This is a genomic window from Burkholderia sp. BE17 (genome assembly GCF_009362305.1).
Classification (GTDB): domain Bacteria; phylum Pseudomonadota; class Gammaproteobacteria; order Burkholderiales; family Burkholderiaceae; genus Burkholderia; species Burkholderia pyrrocinia_C.
Genome location: NZ_WHNU01000049.1, coordinates 46,696 through 72,489, shown reverse-complemented (window position 1 = coordinate 72,489; position 25,794 = coordinate 46,696). Strand labels below are relative to the sequence as shown.

Genomic DNA, 25,794 nt, shown 5'->3' with positions numbered 1-25,794 from the left:
CCGCTGTCCCGCCCCGCCGTCGCCAAGTCGTGGCGCGGCCGCCTCGAACTCGGCTTCGAGCGGCACGGCGCGCGCACGACGCTCGCGCACCGGCTGCACGACGGCCCGCTGCGCGTGCAGCGGCCGCTGTACCCGGAAGGCGACGCGATCTGCCATGCGGTGATCGTCCACCCGCCGGGCGGCGTCGCGGGCGGCGACCAGCTCGACATCGACATCGCGCTCGGCGACGGCACGCACGCGGTGCTGACGACGCCCGGCGCGACCAAGTGGTACAAATCGAACGGCCTCGATGCGACGCAGCGCATCGGTATCGCGGTCGGCGAAAACGCGAAGCTCGACTGGCTGCCGCAGAACAACCTGTTCTTCGACGCGGCGCACGCGGCGCTCGACTTCACGGTGACGCTCGGCGCAGGCGCGAGCGCGATCGGCTGGGACGCGACGCAGCTCGGCCGGCAGGCGGCCGGCGAAACCTGGTCGGCGGGCCGCATCGCGTCGACCTCCGCGCTCGTCGGCGCCGACGGCCGGCCGCTGTGGACCGAGCGCGCACTGCTCGACGCGCACGATCCGCTGCGCGGCGCGCTGCAGGGCCTCGCAGGCTTTCCCGCATACGGCACGCTGTGGGCCGCCGGCGCCGCGTGCGACGCCGCACTGGCCGAATCGCTCGCCGCGCGGATGCCGTTCGACGGCACGCTGCGCGCGGGCGCGACCTGCGTGACGCCCGGCGTCGTGCTCGTGCGCGCGCTGTCGACGTCGATGGAAGCGCTGCAGCGCCACTTCACCGATTGCTGGCTGCAGTTGCGGCCGATCGTGCACGGCGTCGACGCCCGGCCGCTGCGGCTCTGGCAAACCTGAGCGCGCTCGCGCCACGCACCGTTTCGGCGCATCCCCACATCAGTCGCTGCACGCTACCCATGCATCGCGCACCACGAACGCGCATCGCGCTGCGTTCCATGCACATGGCACGCGCCTTGCTGCTTACATAACCGATACACGGCGCGCGCAAAACGGCGCGGTGCTACGATGATCTGCACGTCCGCCCGGTTGGGCGCGCACCGATAAAAATTACGTTTTCCTGAACGTTTGCCTTCATGAAACTGACTCCCCGAGAAAAGGACAAGCTGCTGATCTTCACGGCGGCGCTGCTGGCCGAACGCCGTCGCGCGCGCGGCCTGAAGCTCAACTATCCCGAGGCGGTCGCCTTCATCACCGCCGCGCTGATGGAAGCCGCGCGCGACGGCAAGACGGTTGCCGAGGTGATGCACTACGGCACGACGCTGCTCACACGCGACGACGTGATGGACGGCGTGCCCGAAATGATTCCCGACATCCAGGTCGAGGCGACCTTCCCCGACGGCACGAAGCTCGTGACCGTTCATCACCCGATTCCGTGAGGCAACGCATGATCCCCGGCGAAATCCTCACCGACGACGGCGAGCACGAACTGAACGCGGGCCGCGAAACGCTGACGCTCGTCGTCGCGAACACCGGCGACCGCCCGGTGCAGGTGGGCTCGCACTACCACTTCTTCGAAGTCAACGACGCACTGTCGTTCGACCGCGCGGCCGCACGCGGCTTCCGGCTCAATATCGCGGCCGGCACGGCCGTGCGCTTCGAGCCGGGCCAGACGCGCACCGTCGAGCTCGTCGCGCTCGCGGGCGATCGCGCCGTCTACGGTTTTCAGGGCAAGGTGATGGGGCCGCTCTGAGCGACGCCTCACGTCCGTCTCTTCAGGAACAGCACGACATGACACTACGCTTGAGCCGCCGCGCGTACGCGGAAATGTTCGGGCCGACGACGGGCGACCGCGTCCGGCTCGCCGATACCGAACTGCTGATCGAGATCGAACGCGACTTCACGACCTACGGCGAGGAAGTGAAATTCGGCGGCGGGAAGGTGATCCGCGACGGGATGGGCCAGTCGCAACGCATATCCGCCGACGTGCCCGATACGGTCATCACGAACGCGGTGATCCTCGATCACTGGGGCATCGTGAAGGCCGACATCGCGATCAAGCACGGCCGCATCGCCGCGATCGGCAAGGCCGGCAATCCGGACATCCAGCCGGGCGTGACGATCGCGATCGGCGCTGCGACCGAAGTGATCGCCGGCGAAGGGCTGATCGTGACCGCGGGCGGCATCGACACGCACATCCACTTCATCAGCCCGCAGCAGATCGACGAGGCGCTCGCATCGGGCGTCACGACGATGCTCGGCGGCGGCACGGGGCCGGCCACCGGCACCAACGCGACGACCTGCACGCCGGGCCCGTGGCACATGGAGCGGATGCTGCAGGCCGCCGACGGCTGGCCGATCAACCTCGGCTTTCTCGGCAAGGGCAACGCGAGCCTGCCCGAGCCGCTCGTCGAGCAGATCGCGGCCGGCGCGATCGGGCTGAAGCTGCACGAGGACTGGGGCACGACGCCCGCCGCGATCGACAACTGCCTGTCGGTTGCGGACGACACCGACACGCAGGTCGCGATCCACACCGACACGCTGAACGAAGCCGGCTTCGTCGAATCGACCGTTGCCGCGTTCAAGGGTCGCACGATCCACACGTACCACACCGAAGGCGCGGGCGGCGGCCATGCGCCCGACATCCTGAAGGTGTGCGGCGAGGCGAACGTGCTGCCTTCGTCGACCAACCCGACGCGCCCGTACACGATCAACACGCTCGACGAGCATCTCGACATGCTGATGGTGTGCCATCACCTCGATCCGTCGATCGCCGAGGATCTCGCGTTCGCCGAATCGCGGATTCGCCGCGAGACGATCGCGGCCGAGGACATCCTGCACGATCTCGGCGCGCTGTCGATGCTGTCGTCCGATTCGCAGGCGATGGGCCGCGTCGGCGAAGTGATCATCCGCACCTGGCAGACCGCGCACAAGATGAAGGTGCAGCGCGGCGCACTGCCCGGGGACGGCGCGCGCAACGACAACTTCCGCGCGAAGCGCTATGTCGCCAAGTACACGATCAACCCGGCGATCACGCACGGCATTGCGCACGAAGTCGGCTCGATCGAGCCCGGCAAGTGGGCCGACCTCGTGCTGTGGGAACCCGCGTTCTTCGGGATCAAGCCGTCGATGATCCTGAAGGGCGGGATGATAGCGGTCGCGCAGATGGGCGACCCGAATGCGTCGATCCCGACGCCGCAGCCCGTCCACTATCGCGAGATGTTCGCGACGCGCGGCGGCGCGCTCGCGCGTACGTCGCTGACCTTCGTGTCGCAGATGGCGGCCGATGCGGGCATCGCGGAACGCTACGGCCTCGCGAAGCGGATCGTGCCGGTGCGCAACTGCCGCAACGTGACGAAGGCCGACATGATTCACAACGCATGGCGTCCGTCGATCAGCGTCGACCCCGAAACCTACGACGTGATCGCCGACGGCCAGTTGCTCACCTGCGAGCCGGCGACGGTGCTGCCGATGGCGCAGCGCTATTTCCTGTTCTGATTTCCGGTTTTCGGTTCCTGTCTTATGCGCACCCTCGACAAACGCATTGCCCCGAACGTGAAACTCGCCGCGTCGCTCGTCGCGCGCGCACCGACGCTCACGCTCGCGTATGACGCGCGCTGCAAGAGCCGCCTCGCGGCGACGCTCGATACCGGCGAGGACGTCGCGGTACTGCTGCCGCGCGGCACCGTGCTGCGCGACGGCGACGTGCTCGTCGCCGACGACGGCGCGCTCGTGCGCGTCGCCGCGGCGCCCGAAGCCGTGCTGCTCGTGCGTGCGGCCGATCCGCTCACGCTGATGCGCGCCGCGTACCACCTCGGCAACCGTCACACGCCGGTCGAGATCGGCGACGGCTACCTGAAGCTCGAAGCCGATCCGGTGCTCGCGGACATGCTGCGCCGGCTCGGCACGCAGGTCGAAGCAGAGAACGCGCCGTTCCAGCCGGAAGCCGGCGCGTACGGCGGTGGCCACAAGCACGGGCACGACGCGACGTTCGCCGAGGACTACGCGCTCGCGCAGCAGGTGTTCGGCGAACACCACGGGCATTCGCACGATCACGATCATCAGCATGGTCCCGGATGCACGCACGGCCACGGCCATGACCACCACTGAGCTCGTCGCGCTGCTGCACCTCGCGTCGCCGGCGCTGCCGATCGGCGCGTACAGCTATTCGCAGGGCCTCGAAGCCGCGCTCGACGCGAACCTGATCCACGACGCCGATTCCGCGCGCGACTGGATCGCGAGCGGCCTGACCGACGTGCTCGCGCACGGCGAGCTGCCGTTCCTCGCGCACCAGCTCGAACGCTGGCATGCGCACGACTCGCACGCGCTCGCCACGGAGAACGCATGGTTCGTCGCGAGCCGCGAATCGGCGGAACTGCGCCGCGAGACCGAACAGATGGGCTGGTCGCTCGCGCAGCTCTGCGCATCGCTCGAATGGGGCGATGCCGCGCGCCGCGCGACGCTCGCATCGATGTCGCCGATCGCACTGCCGACCGCATTCGCATACGCGGCCGCCGCGCATAACGCCAGCGCCGACGCGACGCTCGCCGCGTACGCATTCGGCTGGGTCGAGAACCAGACGTCCGCCGCGCTGAAGGCCGTGCCGCTCGGCCAGCTCGCCGGGCAACGCATCATCGTCGCGCTGCGCGGCGCGATCGACGCGGCCGTCCGCCGCGCGCTCGCGACGCCGCCCGACGCCGTCAACACGTTCGCGCCGCAGCTCGGCATCCTGTCCGCGCGGCACGAAACCCAGTACTCGCGGTTGTTCCGCTCCTGACACGACGCTACTCGCCATGAACGCACCTGCTCCCTCCTCCGCCCGCCGCACGAAGAAACTGCCGCCGCTGCGCGTCGGCATCGGCGGCCCCGTCGGCTCCGGCAAGACCACGCTGCTCGAAATGCTGTGCAAGGCGATGCGCGACCGCTACGACCTCGTCGCGATCACCAACGACATCTATACGAAGGAAGACCAGCGGCTGCTGACCGTTGCGGGCGCGCTGCCCGAGGAACGCATCATGGGCGTCGAGACGGGCGGCTGCCCGCATACGGCGATCCGCGAGGATGCATCGATCAACCTCGAAGCCGTCGACCGGATGCTGTCGCGCTTTCCCGACGCCGACATCGTGTTCATCGAATCGGGCGGCGACAATCTCGCGGCGACGTTCAGCCCCGAGCTGTCGGACCTGACGATCTACGTGATCGACGTCGCGGGCGGCGAGAAGATTCCGCGCAAGGGCGGCCCCGGCATCACGAAGTCCGACCTGCTCGTGATCAACAAGACCGACCTCGCGCCGCTGGTCGGCGCGAACCTCGACGTGATGGCCTCCGACACGAAGAAGATGCGCGGCGAGCGGCCTTACGTGATGACGAACCTGAAGGCGCTCGACGGCGTCGCGGACGTGATCGCGTTCATCGAGAAGAAGGGCTTGCTGACGGTCTGAGCAGCGCGGCGGCGGCACACGACGCCGCCACGCATGCCCGGGGCGGCATCGCGCCGCCTTCGCTTATTCGTCGGAAGTGTCCTGCTGCTCACGCTCGCCGCGTTCGGCGGGCGGCAGCAGCGCCGCGAGCACGTCGACCGTGCGCGCGGTCGCGCCGCGGTGACGCGCCGCGAAGGCGGCGCCGGCCGCGCCCATCGCGATGCGCCGCGCCTTGTCGGCGAACAGCGCGTCGAGCACGTGCGCGAGATCGAGCGGATCCTCGACCTGCATCGCCGCGCCGGCCGCGACCGCATCGGCGGTCGCCTGCGTGAAGTTGAACACGTGCGGGCCGATCAGCACCGGCACACCGACCGCGCATGCTTCGATCAGGTTCTGCCCGCCGAGCGGCAGCAGGCTGCCGCCGATGAACGCGACGTCGGCGGCTGCGTAGTACGCGCCGAGTTCACCCATCGAATCGCCGAGCAGCACCGTCACGTCGCCCGGCAGCGGTTCGGCAGCCGGGTGGCCGGCCGCGAGCGCGGCCGTGTCGGCGGCCCACGCCGAGCGTCGCACGCACTTGAGCCCGCCGCGCTCGACGAGCGCCTCGACCTCGGCGAAACGCTGCGGATGACGCGGCACGAGCACCAGCAGCGCGCCGGGCGTGCGCATCGCGGCGAACGCCTGCAGCACCAGCGCCTCCTCGTTCTCGCGCGTGCTGGCGGCGACCCACACGGGCCGCGTGCCGATCGCGTCGCGCCACGCATGGCCGCGCGCCGCGAGTTCCGGCGGCGTCGCCATGTCGAACTTCAGGTTGCCGAGCACGGTCACGTTGCGTGCGCCGAGCGACGTCAGCCGCTCCGCATCGGCCGGGCTCTGCGCGAGCACGCGCGAAAAGCCGCCGAACACGTCGCGCGTCGCCGCGCCGAACTTCGCCGCGCGCCGGAACGAACGCGCGGACATCCGCGCATTGGTCAGCACGAGCGGCACGTCCGCGTGGCGGCACTCGTCGATCAGCGTCGGCCACACCTCGGTTTCCATCACGAGGCCGAGCGTCGGCCGCCATGCGTGCAGGAAGCGCCGCACCAGGCCCGGCATGTCGTACGGCAGGTAGCAGCGCAGCACACGATCCCCGAAGATCTGTTCGCCGGTCGCGCGGCCGCTCGGCGTCATGTGCGTGAGCAGGATGCGCGCATCGGGGCGCGCGTGCATCAGCGCGTCGATCAGCGGCTGCGCGGCGCGCGTTTCGCCGACCGATACCGCATGCACCCAGATCAGCGGCGCACGGTCGTCGCGCGAGCGGCCCGCCACGCGACCGAAACGTTCGCCGATGTGCTCGCGATAGCCGCGCTCCTTGCGCGAGCGCACGTAGAGCCTGATGACCGCAGCGGGCGCGACGAGCCACCACAGCGCGCGATAGATCGCCCTCAGCATGCAGCGGCCCTCGTATTGCGTCGAAGCAGGTGTGCGCTCAAACCAGCACCCTGCCCGTCAAGCGCTCGAGAATGCCGAGCGGCGCGCATTCACGGCGGACCATCGCGTCGACCGGCAGGAAGAACGTCTGCTCGAGCATGAACTGGCCGGACATCACAGCGTGCGAAGTCTGGTCCGAGAAACATATCCACACGCTGCCCGGCGGGAACGGCATCGTCTGCTGCGGGCTGGTCTTCTGGTAGTCGAGATCGGCCTTCATGCCGTCGTGCAGATTCAGCATCAGGTGGTCGTACGCGCTGCGCGGCGACTTCGTCACGTGCAGCAGGTTCAGCAGCCACGCGGAACCGGGGAGCTGCGGCTTGATGCGCGGCATGAACCGCTTCGCGACGTCCTCGAATGGTTCGCCCACGCGCCACACGCGCGGCGCGCCGGCCGGGTTCACGTTCGTGAACACGCGCAGGATGCGCTCGCCGTAGTTCGGCCGCGACGGAAACGCATCGACGTGCAGCCGGCTGTCGTCCTTGCGCCACGACGTCTGGCGCGTCTCGACCTGCATCAGCCGCAGGCTCGTCGGCGCGACGCGCAGCTTGCCGCGGTATTCGGGGAACAGGCCGTCGACGAGCGTGCCGGCCTGCTGCTGGAAGCGCGCGACGAGCGCGCGCACGGCCGACTGCGTGACGCTGTCGCCGAGCACGCCGGCGAGCGCGCCGCCGTTCGGCGCGAGGCTGATGTTCTTGCGTTTCGGATCGGCGAGCGCCGGATCGAGCAGCGCTTCCTCGCCGCCTTCGATCGCGAAGCGCAGGTGCGGGAAATACAGCACCTTGCCTTCCTCGACCGCGGCCAGCAGCTGCTCGCGCGGCGCCGACAGGTTGTGTCCGCTCCAGTCGGCGGACGGGACTTCGATGATCTGGGATTCGCTCATGATCGGTTCGCGTAATGGACAGACGTTACAGGAGACCGAAGCCCGCGAGCGCCGACTTCACCTGCGCGATCGACGGGGGCTGCCCCGCCGTGCCGAGATTGACGACGTTCGGCGACCAGTAGCCGCCGGTCCGCCAGGCCGTCGCGAAATTGTACAGTTCGACCGTCGGACGCTTCAGCGCGGCCGCGATGTGAACCAGACCTGTATCAACCCCGACGGTCGCGGCCGCGCCGTCGATCAGGCCGACCACGGCCGGCAGCGACAGCTTCGGCGGCACGATCGCCGCCGCGCCGAACTCCTTCGCGAGCCGCTCGCTGGTAGCGCGCTCCGCGTCGTTGCCCCACGGCAGCACGAGCGACGCGCCGCGCCGCACGAGCGCCTGGCCGAGCTCGATCCACGCGGCGTCCGGCCACTGCTTGTCGGCACGCGACGTCGCATGGACGAACACCACGTACGGCACCGGCAGGTTCAGGCCGAGCGCGGCCACCGCGAGGGCCGCCGCGCGCGTGTCGAGGCCGAAGTCGACCGGATCGGCCGGCGTCGGCGCCGGGTCGCCCAGCGCGGCCGCGACGAGTTGCCGCGAGCGCTCGACGACGTGCGTGCGCGGCGCGATCGGCACGCGCTTGCGGTAGAAGAAGCGCACGGGCCATTCGTAGCCGGCGCCGTCGGTGCGGTTGCCGAGCCCGACGAGCGGGCCGCGCGCCCAGCTCGCGACCCAGGCCGTCTTGATGAGGCCCTGGCAGTCGATCACGAGATCGTACTGCTCGGCCGCGATGCGCCGGCGGAATGCGCGGATTTCGTGCCACGTCGCGCCCGAGAACGGCTTCTTGCGCCAGCGGCGCAGCGAGAACGGCAGCACGTCGCGCACGCCGTCGACGAGCCGCACGAGGTCGACGAAGCTTTCCTCGACGAGCCAGTCGATCTGCGCATCGGGGTGGCGGCGCCGGATATCGGCGATCACCGGCATGTTGTGCACGACGTCGCCCAGCGACGATACGCGCACGATCAGGATCTTTTGCACGCTGAAAAAACGCCGGCTGACAGCCGGCGACAGACATAAAGGAGCGATTTTATCTCGCCCGGGGGGCCAGACAGACAAAAAGCGGCCGCACGCCTTGGCGTGCGCCGCTTTTCGGGGATGGCGCGGCCGGTGAATCGGCTGTCGCGCCTTCAGCGGCCCGCAGGCCGCCGACGCTCAGAACGGCAGCTTGACGTCCGGCTTCGCGGCCGTCAGCACGCGGCGGAAGTCCTCCTGGATGCGCTTGAGCCCTTCCTGCGTCTCCGACTCGAAACGCATCACGACCACCGGCGTCGTGTTCGACGAACGCGCGAGGCCGAAGCCGTCCGGGTACTCGACGCGCAGGCCGTCGATCGTCACGACTTCCTCGGCGCCGTCGAACTTCGCCTCTTTCTGCAGCTTGTCGATCAGGCGGAAGTTCTCGCCCTCGTCGAGCCACAGCTGCAGTTCGGGCGTGCTCATCGCGTCCGGCAGCCCGTTGAGCAGCGCGCTCGGGTCGGCCGTCTTCGTGAGGATCTCGAGCAGGCGCGCGCCCGTGTAGAGGCCGTCGTCGAAGCCGTACCAGCGATCCTTGAAGAACACGTGGCCGCTCATTTCGCCGGCGAGCGGCGCACCCGTCTCGCGCAGCTTCGCCTTCACGAGCGAATGGCCCGTCTTCCACATCAGCGGCTCGCCGCCCTTCGACTTCACCCACTGCGCGAGGTTACGCGTGCACTTCACGTCGTAGATGATCTGCGCGCCCGGGTTGCGCGACAGCACCTCTTCCGCGAACAGCATCAGCTGGCGGTCCGGATAGATGATCTGGCCGTCCTTCGTGACGACGCCGAGGCGGTCGCCGTCGCCGTCGAACGCGAAGCCGAGCTCGGCATCGGTGTCCTTCAGCGCCTGGATCACGTCCTGCAGGTTTTCCGGGTGCGCGGGATCGGGGTGGTGGTTCGGGAACGTGCCGTCGATGTCGGTGAAGCGCTCGACGAGTTCGCAGCCGAGCGCCTTGAACAGGCGCGTCGCGAGCGGGCCCGCGACGCCGTTGCCGGCGTCGACGACGAGCTTGATCGGCCGCGCGAGCTTCACGTCGCCGACGATGCGCGCGATGTACTGATCGGCGACGTCGACCTGCTCGTAGGTGCCGCTGCCCGTCTCGAAGCGCTCGTCGACGATGCGGCGGTACAGCGCCTGGATCTGCTCGCCGTAGATCGCGGCGCCGCGCAGCACCATCTTGAAGCCGTTGTAGTCGGGCGGGTTGTGGCTGCCCGTGACGACGATGCACGAATCGACGCGGCGCTCGCCGCCCTTCAGCGCAAGCGGCACGCTCGCCGCGAAATAACCGACCGGCGTGGGCACCATGCCGACGTCGACGACGTCGACGCCCGCCGCACGCAGGCCGTCGGCGAGTGCGCCGACGAGTTCGGGCCCGGACAGGCGGCCGTCGCGCGCGACGACGACCGCGTCGCCGCCCTGGGCGCGCACTTCGCTGCCGAATGCCCGGCCGATCCCGCGCGCCGTGTCGACGTCGAGCGTCTTGCCGACCACGCCACGAATGTCATATGCCTTGAAGATGGATTGGGAGATCATCGATTCTCTTCTCTCTCGGTTGCGTGCATGGAAAATTGTCTGGCCGCGCCTCGCCGGCGCCGCGCATGATACAGGCAGGCCCGGCGAAACAAGGAACGGAACGGCTGGAGCGGCCCCGATCCCACTTATAATCGCGGGTTTTGATGACGCGCATGTCGCCCATTTTAATGCCTAGCCGACCCGCCGCCGCCAACCCGCAGCCTCCGGGCGCCCTGCCGACCGCCCCGCACACGTGCGGCCGCCGCGCATGCTGAAGCGCTTCGGCAACCCGGATGTCGCGAAGGCCGTCGCGAACCTCGTCTGGCTGGGGCTCGAACGGCTCACGCAGATCGGCGTCGCGATCGCGATCAGCGGTCTTCTGGCCCGTTATTTCGGGCCGGACGTGTTCGGCAAATGGCAGTATGCGAATACGCTCCTCCTGGTACTGGCGCCGCTCACCTGGGTGTGCGGCGCGGAAATCCTCGTTCCGACCATCGTCCAGCGCCCGCCCGCCCAGCTCGGCGCGGTGCTCGGCAGCGCGTTCGTGCTGCGCATCGCCGTATCGGCCGCCGCGCTCGTCGCGACCTGGGTCGTGATCGCCGCGGGCGCCTTCGATCCGCTGGTCGGCGCGATGCTCGCGGGCCTGGCGGTCACGATGGTGTTCCGCGAGCCGTTCGTCGGCGTGATCAACGCGTGGCTGCAAAGCCTGACCTACAGCAAGCCGCAGCTCGTCACCAGCATGATCACCGCGCTGGCGAAGGCGCTGCTCGTCTGGCTGCTGGTCCGAGCGGCCGCCGGCCCCGCGCGCTTCGGGTGGCTGTGGGCGCTCGAGGCCGCCGCGATCGGCTTCGCGCTGCTGCTGTACTACCGGCATCGTAACGGCGGCGCGCTCGGCTGGACGTTCGATAAACCGCTGTTCAGGCACTTTGCGACGGCCGGCACCGTGTTCTGGCTCGGCCTCATCTGCATGTACCTGTTCCTGAAGCTCGACCGCCTGATGCTCGAGCGTCACGTGTCGTTCGCCGATCTCGGCCGCTACTCGGCTGCGCAGCAGCTCAACGAGAACTGGATCACGCTCGCGCTGATGCTCGCGCAGACGATCGCGCCCGCATTCGTCTACCGCGTGCAGGACGTCGCGCGGCTGCGCCGCAACATCGTCCGGCTGATCGCGATGACGGCCTGCCTGATGACGGCCGGCGCACTCGTGCTCGACGCGGCCGCCCCGCTGATCGTCGGCAAGGTGTTCGGCCGCGGCTACGAGGCCTCGGTCGACATCTTCCGCTGGGCCGTCTGGCTGTCCGTGCCGGCCGGCATCGAGGCGATAGGCAATCTTATCGTTCTCAAATATCAAGCAAAATTCGTGTTGCTGTCGAAATGGCTGCTCGCGCTCGCGATCGCCGCGCTCGTCAACCTGTTCGCGATCCCGCGGCTCGGCCTGTACGGCGCGCTCGTCGGGCTGGCGGCCGGCTACCTGGCCGCGGCCGCCGTCAATTTTTATTACATCCGTTTCAAGCTGCAAACATGACGTCATCCGATTGCCCGCCCCCGCTCGACGACGTGGCCGTGCTGATGCCGGCCTACAACGGACACGACGACGTCGTCCGGACCCTCGCGTCGTTTCGCGAGGACGCGCCCGTGCACGTGCTGATCGTCGACGACGGCAGCACGCCGCCGATCGTCGCGCCCGACCTGCCCGGCCTCGCGATCGAGGTGCTGCGCATGCCGCGCAACGGCGGCATCGAGCGCGCGCTGGCGGCCGGCATCGACGCGCTCGCGGCGCGCGGCTTTCGTTATGCGGCGCGCATCGACGCGGGCGATCTCGCCGCGCCGCAGCGCCTCGCGAAGGAGCGCGCGTATCTCGGCGCCCATTCGCGCGTGGCCTGCGTCGGCATGTGGACTCAGGTCGTGTCGCGCGCCGGCGAGCCGCGCTTCATGCTGACGCCGCCCGCCGATCCGCGCACGCTGCGCCGCACGCGATTCCTGCGCTCGCCGCTCGTGCATCCGTCGGTGATGCTGCGCATCGACGCCGTGCTGGAGGTCGGCAACTATCGCGAGAAATACCGCGCGGCCGAGGATCTCGATCTTTTTTTACGGTTAATGCAACGCTACGATTGCGCGAACCTGCCGGAACTCGGCCTGTATTACGAACTCAACGAGGGCGGGATCAGCGCGACCAAACGCCGGCGCCAGCTGGTGTCGACGCTGTCGCTGCTGCTGAGCCACTTCAACGCGCTGAATCCGTACGACTGGGCCGGCCTCGCCAAGAACCTGCTGCATTTCGTGACGCCGTACCGCACGCTGCAGCGGATCAAGCAGACGCTGTTCGCCGCGCGGCCGTCCGCTTGAGCGCGGATCCGGCCCCCTCGGCATTTTCGACGCTTTATTTTTTTCTTTTTTCATGTCTGCCACCTCTCCGCTGCGCATCGCGCTCGTCTGCAACACGGCCTGGGCGATCTACACGTACCGCCACGGTTTGATCCGTGCGCTCGTCGCGCGCGGCGCCGAGGTCATCGTGATCGCGCCGCACGACCGCACGGTGCCGCTGCTCGAGCAGATGGGCTGCCGCTACGTGGCGCTCGCGGTCGCGTCGAAAGGCACGAGCCCGCGCGAGGATCTCGGCACGCTCGCCGCGCTGGTGCGTCGCTACCGTGCGCTGCAGCCCGATCTCGTGTTCCACTACACGATCAAGCCGAACATCTACGGCTCGATCGCCGCGTGGCTCGCGCGCGTGCCGTCGATCGCGGTGACGACGGGGCTCGGCTACGTATTCATCCAGAAGAGCCGCGCGGCGAGCGTTGCGAAGCGGCTGTACCGGTTCGCGTTCCGCTTCCCGCGTGAAGTCTGGTTCCTGAACCGCGACGATCTCGCGACCTTCACCGACGAGCAGCTGCTCGCGCATCCCGACCGCGCGCGGCTGCTGCACGGCGAAGGCGTCGACCTCGAACAGTTCGCGCCCGTGCCGCTGCCCGCCGGCGACGCGCCCGTCTTCATCCTGATCGGCCGGCTGCTGTGGGACAAGGGCGTGCGCGAATATGTGGAGGCCGCACGCATCGTGCGGGCCCGCTGCCCGAACGCGCGCTTCCAGCTGCTCGGGCCGCTCGGCGTCGACAATCCGAGCGCGATCGGCCGCGCGGATGTCGACGCGTGGGTCGGCGAAGGCATCGTCGAGTATCTCGGCGAAGCGCACGACGTGCGCCCGCATATCGCGGCCGCCGACTGCGTCGTGCTGCCGTCGTACCGCGAAGGCGTGCCGCGCACGCTGATGGAAGCATCGGCGATGGGCCGCCCGATCGTCGCGACCGACGTGCCGGGCTGCCGCGACGTCGTCGCCGACGGCGAAACGGGCTTCCTGTGCCGCGTGCGCGACAGCGCGAGCCTCGCGGAGCAACTGCTCCGCATGATCGAACTCGGAACGGCCGGACGCGACGCGATGGGCGCGCGCGGCCGGCAGAAGGTCGCGGCGGAATTCGACGAGCAGCAGGTCGTCGAACGCTACCGGCAGACCATTCATTCGTTGACAGGCATCACCCTCTGAAGGAGCGCATCAACAATGACCGCTAAAGGCACCATCCTCGTCACCGGCGGTGCGGGCTACATCGGCTCGCACACGGCCGTCGAGCTGCTCGACAACGGCTACGATGTCGTGATCGTCGACAACCTCGTCAACAGCAAGGCCGAGTCCGTGCGGCGCATCGAGCAGATCACGGGCAGGAAGCCCGCGTTCCACCAGGTCGACGTGTGCGACGAAGCCGCGCTCGCGAAGGTGTTCGACGCGCACCCGATCACCGGCACGATCCACTTCGCGGCGCTCAAGGCCGTCGGCGAATCGGTCGCGAAACCGCTCGAGTATTACCAGAACAACATCGGCGGCCTACTCGCCGTGCTCAAGGTCATGCGCGAGCGCAACGTCAGGCAGTTCGTGTTCAGCTCGTCCGCGACCGTGTACGGCGTGCCCGAGCGCTCGCCGATCGACGAATCGTTCCCGCTGTCCGCGACCAACCCGTACGGCCAGTCGAAGCTGATCGCCGAGCAGATCCTGCGCGATCTCGAGGTGTCCGACCCGGCGTGGCGCATCGCGACGCTGCGCTACTTCAACCCGGTCGGCGCACATGCGAGCGGGCTGATCGGCGAGGATCCGGCCGGCATCCCGAACAACCTGATGCCGTATGTCGCGCAGGTCGCGGTCGGCAAGCTGGAAAAGCTGCGCGTGTTCGGCTCCGACTACCCGACACCGGACGGCACGGGCGTGCGCGACTACATCCACGTCGTCGATCTCGCGAAGGGGCACATCGCCGCGCTCGACGCGCTGGCGAAGCGCGACGCGAGCTTCGTCGTGAACCTCGGCACGGGCCAGGGCTACAGCGTGCTGGAAGTCGTGCGCGCGTTCGAGAAGGCATCGGGCCGCCCGGTGCCGTACGAGCTCGTCGCGCGCCGCCCGGGCGATATCGCCGAGTGCTACGCGAACCCGCAGGCCGCGGCCGACATCATCGGCTGGCGCGCGACGCTCGGCATTGAAGAAATGTGTGCGGACCACTGGCGATGGCAGGAGGGCAACCCGCGCGGTTTTGTATAATCCGCTGTCCATTTTTCGAGCGATCCCATGCTCAGCTTCGCGTCCGGCTTCATCGTCTCCCTGCTCGTCACGCTGTTCATCGTGCGCTACGCGCATCTTCACGAGAAATTCTCGGTCGACAGCGATCTGGCCGGCGTGCAGAAATTCCACGTGCGGCCCGTGCCGCGCGTTGGGGGCATCGGGATCCTCGCCGGGGTCGTCATTGCCGCGCTGATCCTGTCGCGGCGCTATCCGACGATCGCCGGCAGCATTCTCGGGATCGCCGCATGTGGGCTGCCGGCGTTCCTGTCCGGCCTCGTCGAGGACCTGACCAAGCGCGTATCGCCGCGTGCGCGGCTGCTGTGCACGATGGGCGCGGCCGCGCTCGCCTTCGGGGTGATGGGTATCGCGGTCAAGCGCATCAGCGTGCCGCCGCTCGATTTCCTGCTCGGCTACGTGGCCATCTCGGCCTTCATCACGGTGCTCGCGGTCGCGGCCCTCGCCAACGCGATCAACATCATCGACGGCTTCAACGGACTCGCGTCGATGGTCAGCTTCATGATGTTTGCGTCGCTCGCGTACGTCGCGTTCCATGTCAACGACCCGGTCGTGATGTCCGCGTCGATCATCATGATGGGCGCCGTGCTCGGCTTTTTCCTGTGGAATTTCCCGGCCGGGCTGATCTTCCTCGGTGACGGCGGCGCGTATTTCATCGGGTTCATGCTCGCGGAACTCGCGATCATGCTCGTGATGCGCAATCGCGAGGTGTCCGCGTGGTATCCGGTACTGCTGTTCATGTACCCGATCTTCGAGACCTGCTTCTCGATCTACCGGAAGAAGTTCATCCGCGGGATGTCGCCCGGCATTCCGGACGGCGTCCACCTGCACATGCTCGTGTACAAGCGGCTGATGCGCTGGGCGGTCGGCACCAAGCACGCGCATGATCTGACGCGGCGCAATTCGCTCACCTCACCTTATCTCTGGCTGCTGTGCCTCGTCGCGGTGATACCCGCGACGCTGTTCTGGCGGCACACGGTGCACCTGTTCGTGTTCGTCGTGCTGTTCGCGCTGACCTACGTGTGGCTGTATCTCAGCATCGTGCGGTTCAGGGCGCCGAGGTGGATGGTGGTGAGGAAGGAGAAGCGCGGGCACTGAGCGTGGCGGACGGCCAGCGTGATGGCGCTGGCCGGAATCGTCCCCTAGCTTCCCGCCGTATTCGTGCTCCAGTTCGGTACTTGCGTATAGATCACGACGTTACCGTCGTCCTGAACGTAAGTGGCCCCACCGGGATATCCACTCGTGCCTGAATACCAGAGCGGCGTCCCTGTCGAACTGTAGACGACCAGATTGCCGTCCGGTTGCATCACCGCAAAGGCGCCCGGATGATTGTAGGTACCCGAACTCCACTGCGCAACGCCCTGGCGAAGCAGCACCAAATTCCCGTCTCCCTGCATGACCAGCACGTTCGCACCATTGCCTGAAATGAAACCTTGGCCGCTGCTGAGGGCGATGCCGCCCTTCCAGACGGCCGGGCCGCTCGTGGAGTTCGTATATCCGCTGGCAGCGGTCGATGTGGCAAATACCGGCACGGACGATCGGTAGATCACCATGTTGCCGTCGTCCTGCACGGCAAGAGACTGACCGTAGGACGCCCCGCCGGTCGCCGAGTACCACAGCGCGTTGCCGCTCGCGCCGTAGACCACGAAATTGCCATCGGCCTGAAACACGGCATACGCTCCGGCGTTTCCGTACGTGCGGGAACTCCACACCGCGGCGCCATTGGTCGTGTTGTAAAGCACGAGGTTGCCGTCGTATTGCATGACCAGCTCATGGCTTTTGGAAGCCGAATACACGACTTGCCCCGGCTTGAGCATCGTACCTTCGTTGATCACGCCGCCGTAGATCGGGGCCGTCGGAACGCATATCGCGGAATACAGCACGCTGACGTTCGGCGTGCCCCAGCCGGTCACGAAATCCCATCCCGAACCCGCACCGTATGCGCCATTCGAACCGTTGGTGATATCGCGAAAGCTCGATGGGGTCGTGGTTTTAGCGCTATACAGCGTGGGCGCCGCGAAACCGAGATTCGTCGCGCAGGGACCGGACAGCATGCGCGCCCAGGTCGCGGCAAACAGCGGCGCGGACAGGCTCGTCCCGCCCACTATCTCGAGTTGTCCTCCCACGATGACTGCTTCGCCGCTGTTCGGATCGGCATCGAACGCAAGGTCCGGCATGCCCCGAAAAGCGCGCCCCTTGAGCGCCGGAACGTTCGACTGCCACGATGGAATCGGCTCGATGCCACTGATGCCGCCCCCGCTGGAGCCCCAGGCCGTCTCGCCCCCGTAGCTGCCGTTCCCGTTCGTATAGAGCGTGGTACCCCCAACGGCCACGACATACGGGGACGTCGCCGGGTATTGCACCGACGTGCCGGTGCAGCCGTACGCCACGCTGCCTGAATCCCCGGAACTGACCGCGAAAGTCTGCCCCTGCGCGACGGCGAGCTGAAACAGCGTGTCGATGGCCGCCGTCGGCGCCCAGTTCTCGCAACCGCCGATCGACATGTTGATGACCCGGGCGGTGTTGTCGATCACGGCGCGATTGATTGCAAGCGCCATATCGCTCCAGGCAAACGACGGCGCAACGTAGAAATTGAGCTGCTTGACGCCGCCGGACATCCCGACGATGGCCTGGCTATCGAGCGACCATTCGACGTTCGCGCTCGTGTCCGCGCTCGGCAGCCCGGCACGGATCACCGAAACGGGTACGGCGGGCAGATGGTTGTTGCTCACGAACGTCGCCAAGTCGATGACAGGCTGCGTCACGTCTCCTTCGGCAATGATGCCGACCGTGGTGTTGGCCGCCGTCGGGGTGCTGCCGACGGAATAGATGCCGGGAAAGTCCGTCGGGTTGTGACCCACCGTGACCGCGGACGTAGTCGGCGACGCATTTGCGGTCGGCGCAACGCCCGCATTGGAAGCGCGCACGAAATTCGGATGCAGGCGAGTCGCGGTATCGAGCCCGAGAACCCCTTGAACGACCCCGCTGATCGCATCGGGCATCGTCTCCGGGGCGGTATTGATATGCGTGCTGGTGCCGTCCGCCATCGCGACCGGGACGAGCGACGTCTGGAACACGCCGGATATCACGCCGGCCGGCGCATCGGCTTCGACGATCATGTTGTTGTCGGCCACCTTGATGTTCGTGAAGCCCTTACTTCCCAAATAGGCCTTCACGGTGGCGACCTGGCCTGCGGTGGGCGCGTACTGCGCGGCAATCTGCGCGGACGTCAGCACGGCCCCGAAGCTGGCGCTGCCGGGCGTTCGCGCTTGCTGCAGAAAGCGGTTCAACCCGGCTTCGTCATTCAGTTTGAGCACCAGCGCAACATGGACCGGCGCCGTTGCGCTCATCGGCGCCGCGCTCACCGCGTTGCCCGTGGCTCGCAGCGCCGACAGTTTGCCGGCCTGCGCCGTGGCCACCGCCGGACTTGCGTCGTCGCCGCCGCCGCAGCCTGCAAGCGCGAGCACCATGAGTGCCGCGCTCATTCCCCTAGCAATATGTTCCGCTTTCATCGGATTGGTATCGAACGTCGATTTTTTATTCAGTTTTTCACATCGTTCTTTACGGCAATCGCACGGCTATCTTGAGGAAAACATATGCATAGATCGGCCGACAGTCAAATGACGCCGACGTATCGAGCCATGCGTCCGGCGGGCAGATATTCCACGTGCGGCCCGTGCCGCGGGTCGGAGGCATCGGGATCCTCGCCGGGGTCGTCATTGCCGCGCCGATCCTGCTCGGGCGCTATCCGACGATCGCCGGCAGCATTCTCGGGATCGCCGCCTGCGGGCTGCCGGCGTTCCTGTCCGGCCTCGTCGAGGACCTGACCAAACGCGTGTCGCCGCGCGCGCGGCTGCTGTGCACGATGGGCGCGGCCGCGCTCGCCTTCGGGGTGATGGGTATCGCGGTCAAGCGCATCAGTGTGCCGCCGCTCGATTTCCTGCTCGGCTAGGTGGCCATCTCGGCGTTCGTCACGGTGCTCACGGTCGCGGCGCTCGCGAATGCGATCAACATCATCGACGGCGTCAACGGGCTCGCGTCGATGGTCAGCTTCATGATGTTCGCGTCGCTCGCGTATGTTGCGTTCCAGGTCGGCGACCCGGTCGTGCTGTTCGCGCTGACCTACGTGTGGCTGTATCTCAGCATGGTGCGATTCAGGACGCCGAGGTGGATGGTAGTGAGGAAGGAGAAGCGGGGGCATTGAGTGGCGCGGGAGGCCGACGTGTCACCGAGTCGCACGGCCCGCCGTGGGTGACGGGGCCGTGACGGTGCGATCGCGAATCGACGAGTGAGATACTAGGTCCCTGCGGTATTCGTGCTCCAGCGCGGCAGTCGCGTATAGATCACGACGTTACCGTCGTCCTGAACGTAAGTGGCTCCACCCGGATATCCACTCGTGCCGGAATACCAGAGCGGCGTCCCTGTCGAACTGTAGACGACCAGATTGCCATCCGCTTGCATCACCGCAAAGGCGCCCGGATGATTGTAGGTACCCGAACTCCACTGCGCAACGCCCTGGCGAAGCAGCACCAAATTCCCGTCCCCCTGCATGACCAGCACGTTCGCGCCATTGCCTGAAGTAAAACTTTGGCCGCTGCCGAGGGTGACGCCGCCCTTCCAGACAGCCGGGCCGCTCGTGGAGTTCGTATAGCCGCTGGTAGCGGTCGATGTGGCAAATACCGGCACGGACAATCGGTAGATCACCATGTTGCCGTCGTCCTGCAGGACAAGAGACTGGCCGTAGGACGTCCCGCCGGTCGCCGAGTACCACAGCGCGTTGCCGCTCGCGCCGTAGACCACGAAATTGCCATCGGCCTGGAAGGCGGCATACGCTCCGGCGTTTCCGTACGTGCGGGAACTCCACACCGCGGCACCATTGGTCGTGTTGTAAAGCACGAGGTTGCCGTCGTATTGCATGACGAGTTCATGGTTCGTGGACGGCGAGTACAGTGTTTGGCCCGGGTTCAGTGTTGTACCTTCATTGACGACACCGCCGTAGATGGGAGACGTTGGAGCGCATATCGCGGAATGCAGGACGCTGACATCCGGCGAGCCCCAGCCGGTGACGAAATCCCATCCCGGACCGGCGCTGTATGCGCCGTTCGTACCGTAGGAGACGTCGCGAAAGATGGCCGGAGTCGTTGCTTGAAAGCTGTACAAGGTGGGCGCGGCGAATCCCGGAGCCGTCGCGCAAGCGCCGGAGAGCATGCGCGCCCAGGTTGCCGCAAACAGCGGCGCGGCCAGGCTCGTACCTCCGACGGTCTGCAGTTGTCCACCGACAATGACCTGCGCACCGCTATAGGGATCGGCATCGAACGCAAGATCCGGGACGCCCCGATAGGCTCGCCCATTGAGTTGGGATACGTTCGACTGCCAGGCGGGAATGGGCTCCACGACGCTGATGCCGCCACCGCTACCGTCCCAGGCCGTCTCGCCGGCGTAGCTTCCGTTCGCGTTCGTGTACAGGCTTGTGCCGCCCACGGCTACGACATAGGGTGAGCTTGCCGGGTATTCCACCGAGGTGCCGGAACAGCCGTAGCCAACGCTGCCTGAATCCCCCGAGCTGACCGAAAAAGTCTGTCCTTGTGCTACGGCGAGTTTGAGCAGCACATCGACCGATACCGTTGGCGCCCGGTTCTCGCATCCGCCGATGGACATGTTGATGACCCGGGCGGTATTGTCTGCCACCGCCAGATTGATGGCGGAAGCCATATCAATCCACGAGAACGATGACGCAACGTAGAAATTGAGTTGTTTGAGGCCGCCGGACATTCCGACAATGCTCTGGCTATCGAGCGACCACTCCACGTTCGCGCTCGTGTCGGCGCTTGGTATCCCGGCATTGATGACCGAGACGGGTACCGCGGGCAGCTGGTTGCTGCTTTCGAAGGCAGTCAGGTCGATAAGCGGCTGTGTCAGGTTTCCTTCGGCAATGATCCCCACCGTGATGTTGCTGGCCGTTGGTGCGCTGCCGACGGAATAGATGCCGGGAAAAGCCGTTGGGTTATGACCTACCGTGATTGCTGCCGTCGACGGCGCGCCTGCATTTTGCGCACTGCCCGCGAGCGGAAGCCGGACGCTGTGCGTATGCAAGCGGGTCGCCGTATCCAGTCCCAGAACCGATTGAACAACCCCGCCGATCGCATCGGGCACCGTCTCGGCGGTGAGGTTGACATGCGTCCGACTGCCATCCGCCATCGCAACCGGCACCAGCGTCGTCCTGAACACGCCGGATACCACATTGGCCGGGGCATCGGCCTCGACGATCATGTTGTTGCCGGCTACCTTGATGTTAGTGAAACCATTACTTCGCAGGTAGGCCTTCACGGTCGAGACCTGCTCGGCCGTGGGAGCGTACTGCGCGGCGACCTGCGCCGAGGTCAGCGCGGCTCCGAAATTGGCGCTGCCACGAGTCCTGGCTTGCTGCAGGAATCTATCCAATGCGATTTCGTTGTTGAGCTTGAGTACCAGCGCAACATGCACGGGCGTCGTGGCACTCAACGGCGCCAAACCCACGACATTGCCTGCGGCCCGCAGTTCCGACAGCTTGTACGCCTGCTCGGTGACTGCCGTCGGGCTGTCGCCGCCCCCGCAGCTTGCAAGCGCGAACACCGCAAGTGCCGCGATCACCGATCTGGCAATGTGCCCGGTCTTCATCGGAATGGTCTCTGTTTTGGATTGGTTATTTAAATCTTTTACTGTTCCTTTCCTTATTTCGGTATCCGATCATTGATAGGTGTTCTCGTCGGTACCGGTGTGCACGGCAGATACAGGAGGCGCCAACTTAAGGCGAATATTGCCGAGACCACCTCGCTCGCCTAATCGAGCCCTATTCCTATTATTAAAAATATGCGGGAATCAACCAACAGTCAAATACGCTTGATCGATATGCGCAGAGGCGAATGGATTAAGCCATGTCTTAATTCGAATAATTTCGTCGCGCGAATGCGACGCACCGGCAAAGCACCGCTCGCCGTGTCCAGCTCATGGGGCAAAAAGTGCCTTCGTGGCCCCGCGAACTCTCAATATAGAAAGCCTAAGGTTCGGGGCAAGCCACCAGATCTCCGTGGAAAACCGCGCACGCCACCCGGTGCGACATCGCCGAGTGCTACGCGAACCCGCAGGCCGCAGCCGACATCATCGGCTGACACGCGACGCTCGGCCTCGAAGAAATGTGTGCCGACCACTGGCGATGGCAGGAGGGCAACCCGCGCGGCTTTGTATAATCCGCTGTCCATTTTTCGAGCGATCCCATGCTCAGCTTCGCGTCCGGCTTCATCGTCTCCCTGCTCGTCACGCTGTTCATCGTGCGCTACGCGCACCTTCACGAGAAATTCTCGGTCGACAGCGATCTGGCCGGCGTGCAGAAATTCCACATGCGGCCCGTGCCGCGGGTCGGAGGCATCGGGATCCTCGCCGGGGTCGTCATTGCCGCGCTGATCCTGTCGCGGCGCTATCCGACGATCGCCGGCAGCATTCTCGGGATCGCCGCATGTGGGCTGCCGGCGTTCCTGTCCGGCCTCGTCGAGGACCTGACCAAGCGCGTATCGCCGCGTGCGCGGCTGCTGTGCACGATGGGCGCGGCCGCGCTCGCCTTCGGGGTGATGGGTATCGCGGTCAAGCGCATCAGCGTGCCGCCGCTCGATTTCCTGCTCGGCTACGTGGCCATCTCGGCCTTCATCACGGTGCTCGCGGTCGCGGCCCTCGCCAACGCGATCAACATCATCGACGGCTTCAACGGACTCGCGTCGATGGCTAAACACACAGACACGCGTCGAGGCACTATTTAGTGGTCGATCGACGAATTGTAATCTGTCGAAATCTGCATGACTGCCGATTCCCGCATCGCGCGATCCGTCGACTGCTGTGATGAATATAATAAACCTCAAGCAGACAGACACACGATTTGTCGACATCAAACCCCGTTCCAGCACCCGCTCGCCACGACTCGAACCCGTGCATCGTTTTATTCGTTCGTGCCAAAGGTGCATGACGAAATCATTCCGTCAGAAAATGCTCAACCATTTTATTACCCCAAGATTCAAGAACATTCCTCGAAACATCGAGAAACCGCTTGCAGTCATGCACATCCCGAAGAGCGCTGGTACGTCGGTCCTTCGGGGTATTTCCCAAGCGCTTCAATCTCCCGCAGATGTATCAGGCTTCGACCGGTCGTTGCTGGGGGCATTTGATGGTTTTTCCGAGTTCAGTCCCGAAATCGCACGCACCGTCTATCTCGACACAAATAAGATGCCGGACGCCCGTCTTGCAATGGGTCACTTTTCCCGGAGCACACTGGCAAACAGGTATCGAAATGCGCAATTGCTGACCTTTCTTCGAGAGCCGCAGACTCGCCTCTTATCCCACTGGGTATACTGGCGAGCCACACCCGGCGAACATCTTGCGCTCTGGGGAGGCTGGCGCGACTGTGTCGAGATATCGCACGGATCCCTCAAAGCGTTTCTGACAGATCCACGCATTGCATGCCAAACAGACAACATCGTGACACGCATGCTGCTTTGGCCCGATCAACGCTTCGGCAATGACGCGTTTATCACGCCGGATCAGGACGCATCACTCCTAAAAAGCGCACTCAAGCAACTCGATACCTTTGCTTATTGCGACATCATTGAAAATGCGTCATTTCGAGACAGTTTGAGTAAGTGGCTGGGCGCCGACTTACCCATGGAACATCTCAATTCCACTGAGCGTGTACCAGGCAACCTCAGATTGCGTCTCGACAAGGAACTCGATTCCGGGACAATGGCACTGCTTGACGCTCGATGCAGGCTGGATACATGTCTCTGGTCCGCACTGGCCAAGCGACGGCTCAAAAGTATAGACATTCGCTCGCTTGAACGGCAGACCGCCATGCAAGCCATCGCACGATACGGGGCGTTGCTGGCACCGTGATCGCAGTATCAGTGCGCGACCGCGTTGTTCCCAAAGGACAGTCCGCACGATGATCGACATGCGTTGGGATTGCGCTATCTCCGCGCGACGCCCGTCGATGGGGATGATGCCGATACGCTTTGCAAGAGAGGCGCAACCGTCGACTGATATTCCGGCACCCAGCGCCGCAAATCGCGCCGCACTTCGTCGTCGCTCAGCACGCGGTGCTGCATCAGCCACGGCAGCAATTCATCGAGCAGGTTGTCCGGCACTTCGCGCGCGCGCGCGATCCGCAGTTTCGGATGAGGCGTGCGCGTCGTCGCCTCGTCGTCCGCGAGCAGCTCCTCGTAGAGCTTCTCGCCCGGCCGCAACCCGGTGAACTCGATGCGGATCTGCTCTTCCGAGAAACCGTACAGGCGGATCAGGTCGCGTGCGAGATCGACGATCTTCACCGGTTCGCCCATGTCGAGAATGAAGATCTCGCCGCCATGCCCCATGCTCGACGCCTGCAGCACGAGCTGCGACGCTTCCGGGATCGTCATGAAGAAACGCGTGATCTCCGGGTGCGTGACCGTCACCGGGCCGCCCTTCGAGATCTGCTGCTGGAACTTCGGGATCACGCTGCCCGCGCTGCCGAGCACGTTGCCGAAGCGCACGGTCTCGAACTGCGTGCGCCCGCTGGTCTGCTGCAACGCCTGGCAGGCCATTTCGGCGAGGCGCTTGCTCGCGCCCATCACGTTGGTCGGATTGACGGCCTTGTCGGTCGAAATCAGCACGAAGTGACGCACGTCGTGACGGATCGCCGCGCGAGCCACGCGATACGTGCCGAGCACGTTGTTGCGCAGCGCCTGCCATGCGTTGTGCTCCTCCATCAGCGGCACGTGCTTGTAGGCGGCTGCATGGAACACGATATGCGGTGCATGGCGCGACATCACCTGGTCGAGCAGCAGCGAATCCTTCGCGTCGCCGATGATCGGCAGGACCGGCAGGTCGGGGAAGCGTTCGCGCAGTTCCTCGGTCAACCGGTACATCGCGTACTCGGACAGGTCGAACGCGACAAGCTGCGCCGGTGCGAAGCGCAGTATCTGCCGGCACAGCTCGGAGCCGATCGAGCCGCCCGCGCCCGTCACCATCACGACGCGGCCGCGCAGCAGCGCCTCGACGTGCGGCGTGTCGATCGTCACGGCGTCGCGGCCGAGCAGATCCTCGAGATCGATGTTCCGCACCTGCGACAGGAAGCCCTGCCCCGGCATCAGCGCGGTCAGCGAAGGCAGCACCATCGCCTTCACGCCGGCCCGCACGCACAGCGTCGCGACGCGACGCTGCGTTTCGACGGAAGCCGACGGAATCGCGATGATCGCGTACTCGACCTTCATCGCGTCGGTCCAGTGCTTCAGGTCGTTGAACGAGCCCAGCACCTTGTAGCCGTAGATTTCGCGGCCCTGCTTCGTGACGTCGTCGTCGAGCAGGCCGACGAGGCGCCATTCGCCGGAGCGCGACAGTTCGCGTGCGAGACTCGCACCGGCCGTGCCGGCGCCGAGCACCAGCACCGGCTTGCCCTTCCCGACCAGGCCGCCGTACAGGTAATACTCCTTCGTCGCGCGATACAGCGCACGCGCGCCGCCCATCGCCAGGAACAGCATCAGCGGCTGCAGGAGCAGTACCGAGCGCGGAATGATCGGCGCCGGCTGGAACATCACCGCGCCGATCATCACGATCACGCCGCCGCCGACTACCGCCTTCGCAATGCGCATCAGGTCGGGCAGGCTCGCGAACACCCACAGCCCGCGATACAGGCCGAATCCGTGGAACATCAGCGCGTACACAGGCAGCACCCACGTCAGCGCCATCAGCGCGCCGTTCAGGAAATCATGCGGAACGCTGCCATTGAAACGAACGAGATAAGCGAACAACCATGCGGCGACAACCGCCGTCAGGTCGAACAGGAAAGCACTCAGTGACAGCCAGGATGCCTTGGATCGCAACATCTGCGGGAAAC

At 66.0% G+C, this 25,794-nt stretch carries 20 protein-coding genes and 3 pseudogenes; 16 read left to right on the top strand and 7 right to left on the bottom strand.

Annotation, left to right across the window (positions count from 1 at the left end):
• Positions 1 to 3 precede the first annotated feature (3 nt).
• The 7 genes from GD429_RS33265 (at position 4) to ureG (ending at position 5,393) form a co-directional block, all read left to right on the top strand.
• Complete coding sequence (locus GD429_RS33265; RefSeq protein WP_193727270.1) at positions 4 to 852, top strand: urease accessory protein UreD; 849 nt, start codon at positions 4 to 6, stop codon at positions 850 to 852.
• Between the two features lie 236 nt (positions 853 to 1,088).
• Positions 1,089 to 1,391 (top strand): urease subunit gamma, encoded by a 303-nt coding sequence (gene ureA / locus GD429_RS33260; protein WP_006406310.1) that lies wholly within the window; start codon positions 1,089 to 1,091, stop codon positions 1,389 to 1,391.
• An 8-nt stretch (positions 1,392 to 1,399) separates the two neighbouring features.
• Entirely contained in the window at positions 1,400 to 1,705 is a 306-nt protein-coding gene (locus GD429_RS33255) for an urease subunit beta (protein WP_034182910.1), read from the top strand.
• 38 nt (positions 1,706 to 1,743) lie between these two features.
• A complete protein-coding gene (gene ureC, locus GD429_RS33250) occupies positions 1,744 to 3,450 on the top strand; it encodes an urease subunit alpha (protein WP_152863523.1) in 1,707 nt (568 codons plus the stop codon).
• A 24-nt stretch (positions 3,451 to 3,474) separates the two neighbouring features.
• Positions 3,475 to 4,062: an urease accessory protein UreE gene (gene ureE, locus GD429_RS33245; protein ID WP_152863521.1), complete on the top strand. Its 588-nt coding sequence runs from the start codon at positions 3,475 to 3,477 to the stop codon at positions 4,060 to 4,062.
• Positions 4,049 to 4,729 carry an urease accessory protein UreF gene (locus GD429_RS33240; RefSeq protein WP_152863519.1) on the top strand — a complete coding sequence of 227 codons (681 nt, stop codon included), beginning with the start codon at positions 4,049 to 4,051 and terminating at the stop codon, positions 4,727 to 4,729. The genes ureE and GD429_RS33240 overlap by 14 nt, the downstream gene beginning before the upstream one ends.
• Positions 4,730 to 4,745: 16 nt before the next feature.
• Positions 4,746 to 5,393: an urease accessory protein UreG gene (gene ureG, locus GD429_RS33235; RefSeq protein ID WP_034182906.1), complete on the top strand. Its 648-nt coding sequence runs from the start codon at positions 4,746 to 4,748 to the stop codon at positions 5,391 to 5,393.
• Between the two features lie 63 nt (positions 5,394 to 5,456).
• On the opposite strand, the gene waaA is transcribed toward ureG, so the two are convergent.
• The 4 genes from waaA to GD429_RS33215 all read right to left on the bottom strand — a co-directional run bounded on the left by waaA (position 5,457) and on the right by GD429_RS33215 (position 10,315).
• Positions 5,457 to 6,803 carry a lipid IV(A) 3-deoxy-D-manno-octulosonic acid transferase gene (waaA, locus tag GD429_RS33230; protein WP_152863517.1) on the bottom strand — a complete coding sequence of 449 codons (1,347 nt, stop codon included), beginning with the start codon at positions 6,801 to 6,803 and terminating at the stop codon, positions 5,457 to 5,459.
• Between the two features lie 37 nt (positions 6,804 to 6,840).
• Positions 6,841 to 7,725, bottom strand: coding sequence for a Kdo hydroxylase family protein (locus GD429_RS33225; RefSeq protein WP_152863515.1), 885 nt, complete (start codon positions 7,723 to 7,725; stop codon positions 6,841 to 6,843).
• 25 nt (positions 7,726 to 7,750) lie between these two features.
• A complete protein-coding gene (waaC, locus tag GD429_RS33220; RefSeq protein ID WP_415748968.1) occupies positions 7,751 to 8,746 on the bottom strand; it encodes a lipopolysaccharide heptosyltransferase I in 996 nt (331 codons plus the stop codon).
• A gap of 174 nt (positions 8,747 to 8,920) precedes the next feature.
• Positions 8,921 to 10,315, bottom strand: a complete 1,395-nt coding sequence (locus tag GD429_RS33215; RefSeq protein ID WP_047899993.1) for a phosphomannomutase/phosphoglucomutase — start codon at positions 10,313 to 10,315, stop codon at positions 8,921 to 8,923.
• Positions 10,316 to 10,562: 247 nt separating this feature from the next.
• On the opposite strand from GD429_RS33215, the gene GD429_RS33205 reads away from it, so the two are divergent.
• Genes GD429_RS33205 through GD429_RS33185 form a run of 5 tightly spaced genes read left to right on the top strand, consistent with a single transcriptional unit; the run spans position 10,563 to position 16,001 of the window.
• A complete protein-coding gene (locus GD429_RS33205; RefSeq protein ID WP_152863513.1) occupies positions 10,563 to 11,819 on the top strand; it encodes an oligosaccharide flippase family protein in 1,257 nt (418 codons plus the stop codon).
• Positions 11,816 to 12,640, top strand: a complete 825-nt coding sequence (locus tag GD429_RS33200; protein WP_152863511.1) for a glycosyltransferase — start codon at positions 11,816 to 11,818, stop codon at positions 12,638 to 12,640. Before GD429_RS33205 ends, GD429_RS33200 begins: the two co-directional genes overlap by 4 nt.
• A gap of 52 nt (positions 12,641 to 12,692) precedes the next feature.
• On the top strand, positions 12,693 to 13,829 hold the full coding sequence (locus GD429_RS33195) for a glycosyltransferase family 4 protein (protein ID WP_152863509.1): 1,137 nt from the start codon (positions 12,693 to 12,695) through the stop codon (positions 13,827 to 13,829).
• Between the two features lie 15 nt (positions 13,830 to 13,844).
• Entirely contained in the window at positions 13,845 to 14,867 is a 1,023-nt protein-coding gene (galE, locus tag GD429_RS33190; protein WP_152863507.1) for a UDP-glucose 4-epimerase GalE, read from the top strand.
• A 27-nt stretch (positions 14,868 to 14,894) separates the two neighbouring features.
• Complete coding sequence (locus tag GD429_RS33185; RefSeq protein WP_152863505.1) at positions 14,895 to 16,001, top strand: MraY family glycosyltransferase; 1,107 nt, start codon at positions 14,895 to 14,897, stop codon at positions 15,999 to 16,001.
• 44 nt (positions 16,002 to 16,045) lie between these two features.
• Here the strand turns inward: GD429_RS33185 and GD429_RS33180 are convergent, their stop codons facing one another.
• On the bottom strand, positions 16,046 to 18,373 hold the full coding sequence (locus tag GD429_RS33180) for a protease pro-enzyme activation domain-containing protein (protein ID WP_227791895.1): 2,328 nt from the start codon (positions 18,371 to 18,373) through the stop codon (positions 16,046 to 16,048).
• A gap of 179 nt (positions 18,374 to 18,552) precedes the next feature.
• Between GD429_RS33180 and GD429_RS33175 the strand changes: the two are divergent.
• Positions 18,553 to 19,020 (top strand): annotated as a pseudogene (locus GD429_RS33175) (MraY family glycosyltransferase); the annotation flags it as partial.
• Positions 19,021 to 19,199: 179 nt separating this feature from the next.
• On the opposite strand, the gene GD429_RS33170 reads toward GD429_RS33175, so the two are convergent.
• The gene (locus GD429_RS33170) at positions 19,200 to 21,560 is read right to left on the bottom strand and encodes a protease pro-enzyme activation domain-containing protein (protein WP_152863500.1); all 2,361 of its coding nucleotides are present in this window, start codon (positions 21,558 to 21,560) and stop codon (positions 19,200 to 19,202) included.
• 437 nt (positions 21,561 to 21,997) lie between these two features.
• Between GD429_RS33170 and GD429_RS33165 the strand changes: the two are divergent.
• The 3 genes and pseudogenes from GD429_RS33165 to GD429_RS33155 form a co-directional block, all read left to right on the top strand.
• A pseudogene (locus GD429_RS33165) lies at positions 21,998 to 22,129 on the top strand (UDP-glucose 4-epimerase); the annotation flags it as partial.
• A 27-nt stretch (positions 22,130 to 22,156) separates the two neighbouring features.
• Positions 22,157 to 22,657: pseudogene (locus GD429_RS33160) on the top strand (MraY family glycosyltransferase); the annotation flags it as partial.
• A gap of 235 nt (positions 22,658 to 22,892) precedes the next feature.
• On the top strand, positions 22,893 to 23,816 hold the full coding sequence (locus GD429_RS33155) for a hypothetical protein (protein WP_152863498.1): 924 nt from the start codon (positions 22,893 to 22,895) through the stop codon (positions 23,814 to 23,816).
• A gap of 74 nt (positions 23,817 to 23,890) precedes the next feature.
• On the opposite strand, the gene GD429_RS33150 is transcribed toward GD429_RS33155, so the two are convergent.
• On the bottom strand, positions 23,891 to 25,783 hold the full coding sequence (locus tag GD429_RS33150; RefSeq protein ID WP_152863496.1) for a polysaccharide biosynthesis protein: 1,893 nt from the start codon (positions 25,781 to 25,783) through the stop codon (positions 23,891 to 23,893).
• Between the last annotated feature and the right edge of the window lie 11 nt (positions 25,784 to 25,794).